Annotated in this window: 3 protein-coding genes and 1 pseudogene; 3 read left to right on the top strand and 1 reads right to left on the bottom strand. The window is 70.1% G+C overall.

The window, feature by feature from the left end:
* Window positions 1-238, top strand: a pseudogene (locus tag ACN675_RS28855) (hypothetical protein); the annotation flags it as partial.
* Window positions 239-260: 22 nt separating this feature from the next.
* Here ACN675_RS28855 and ACN675_RS28850 read toward each other — a convergent pair.
* Entirely contained in the window at window positions 261-905 is a 645-nt protein-coding gene (locus ACN675_RS28850; RefSeq protein WP_420754066.1) for a DUF1707 SHOCT-like domain-containing protein, read from the bottom strand.
* A gap of 190 nt (window positions 906-1,095) precedes the next feature.
* Between ACN675_RS28850 and ACN675_RS28845 the strand changes: the two genes are divergently transcribed.
* Together ACN675_RS28845 and ACN675_RS28840 are read left to right on the top strand one after the other, a co-directional pair.
* A complete protein-coding gene (locus ACN675_RS28845; RefSeq protein WP_420754065.1) occupies window positions 1,096-1,473 on the top strand; it encodes a YciI family protein in 378 nt (125 codons plus the stop codon).
* On the top strand, window positions 1,470-2,354 hold an 885-nt coding region (locus ACN675_RS28840), incomplete at its 3' end, for an RNA polymerase sigma factor (RefSeq protein WP_420754064.1). The genes ACN675_RS28845 and ACN675_RS28840, both read left to right, overlap by 4 nt.

The raw sequence follows: 2,354 nt of genomic DNA, 5'->3' as shown, positions 1-2,354 counted from the left end.
GGCCATCGAGAACTGGCTGTCCCAGTTGCGGCGTACCGCGCCCGGCGTCGAACAACCGCGTCCCGCCCGCCCGGCGCCGGATCAGGCTCCGCCACCGCGGGAGCAGGATCCGCGTCTCGGCCGGTACCGCGACCCGGATCCGGAGCGGTCCGGTCCGACGACGGGCCGGCACGGCGACGAGGACAACGCGGGTGGAATCAGCGTCAGCGAGCTGATCGCCCGCCAGCGCCGGACATAGCGCGGCCCCGGTTCCTGCGCGCTCAGCGCAGGAACTGGCGCAGCGCGGTGCCGATGGGATGCCGGACCGTCAGTGCGCTGAAACGCAGCCTGCCGGTGACCACGAGGTGCAGCGGCCCGAACGGCGGACCGGACCGCACCTTCGAGTTCGTGCTCGACGCGACCGGATCGATGCCGTTGACGTCCGCGGTCGCTTCCGCCGGAACGACGAGGGTGATGGAACCCAGGTAGTCGTTCACGTGGACGTTCACGACCTGGGTCTGCATCACCGCTTCGGTGAAGTCGAGGACCACGGTCGACATCCGCGTGTCGATCTGCAGCATCGGCGGCACCTCCCAGCGTCCCTTGCGTGAGATGTTCGACATGCGGCCGCGGATCACCGGCGCACCTGCAACCGGCGCACCCGCAACCGGCGGCGGCCCCGTCATCGGGGGCTGCGCCGGCGCGTACTGTGCCTGCATCTGCCGAAGATATTCGGGGCGCAACTGGATGCCCGGCAGGTCGATGAGAACCTGGTTGACGTCGGCGCGGGTCTTGGCCGCCAGCACGGTGTCCATGCGTTCGGTGAACTCACCGAGCGAGAGCATGCCTTGACCGACCGCCCGCTGCAGCAGTTGACCGACGTGTTCCCGTTCCGCGTCCGAAACGCGCAGATCCCGCGAGTCCATGGCCACCACAGTAGGTGGAAGATCGCGCCTCGTCGCGTGGCCGGAGCCGATATCTGTCGATCGGTGTCGGATTCGATCGTCATCACTGTGGCGGGCCACAATCCGCGCCGCCGAGATTCACCGAGCCGCAGTGTGCGGACGGACGACTCGGCAGGATCGAGTCGGAGCGACCAGAGAAGAGGCGATTCCCGTGCGATACACGATTCTGATGCACTACTCGGAGGAGACCGGCGAGTCGATCGGTGAGGAGACGATCGCTGCCGGCCGGGAGGCGTTCGCCGCCTACACAGCCGCGTTGGAGCAGGCCGGCGTCCTGATCGGCGCGGAGGTTCTCGCCCCGTCCGAACTGACGACCACCCTCAGGATGGTCGACGGCGAACTTCGCGTGCAGGACGGGCCGTTCGCCGATACGAAGGAGCAGCTGGGCGGAACCGTCGTCATCGACGTGCCGGACCTCGATGCGGCGATCGAGTGGGCGCGGCAGGCGCCGCCGATCCACTGGGGTGCGGTCGAGGTCCGGCCGGGCGCGACCTACACGGTCGAGGGTGTCTGGACGCCGAACCAATGACGCGGTCCGGGGCGTGGGCCGCTGCCGAGCATGCGGCACGCGCCTCACGCGCCCGGTTGGTTGCGCTGCTCGCGTCGAGCTCCGGCGACCTCGCGCTCGCCGAGGACGCCGTGGCGGCGGCGTTCGAGCAGGCGCTGGTGGTCTGGCCCGAGCGGGGTGTTCCCGCGAATCCGGACGGCTGGCTGCTCACCGTCGCCCGGAACCGGCAGCGTGACGTGTGGAAGTCCGCCGCGTACCGCACCGCGGCTCCGCTCGAGCAGGTGCCCGACGACACCGGCTCGGTGGCGACGCTCGACGATGTCGACCCGGATGCGATCCCGGACCGGCGGCTGGCGCTGTTGTTCGTGTGCGCGCATCCTGCGATCGCAGAGTCCACGCGTACCCCGCTGATGCTGCAGGCGGTGCTGGGTTTCGATGCGGCACAGGTTGCTTCGGTGTTCGCGGTCTCGCCGTCCGCGATGGCGGGGCGGCTGGTCCGCGCGAAGCGGCGCATCCGCGACGCCCGGATCCCGTTCGTCGTCCCGGACCGCACCGCGATGCCCGAGCGGCTTCCCGCGGTCCTCGAAGCGGTCTACGGATGTTTCACGATCGCCCGCGGCCCCGAGGTGACACCGATGGCGGACGAATCACTTTATCTGGCAACTGTTCTCGCTGAGTCCGTCGACGAACCGGAAGCCTGGGGGCTGGCGTCGCTGATCGCGCTGTCACTGAGCCGGGCCGGCGCGACCGGCGCCGGCTTCGTCCCGCTCGACGAGCAGGACCCGTCGTCGTGGGACGAGAAACTCGCGGCACGGGGCGAGCGCATGCTCCGCCGGGCCTCGGCCGGCGGGCGCATCGGGCGTTTCCAGCTCGAAGCCGCGATGCAGGCGGTCCATGCCGCC

Origin of the sequence: Rhodococcus sp. O3, from assembly GCF_048897285.1 — a bacterium.
In the GTDB taxonomy this organism is placed as follows: domain Bacteria; phylum Actinomycetota; class Actinomycetes; order Mycobacteriales; family Mycobacteriaceae; genus Rhodococcus.
The sequence above is the reverse complement of the archived record's forward strand: the minus strand, read 5'-3'. Positions and strand labels throughout refer to the sequence as shown.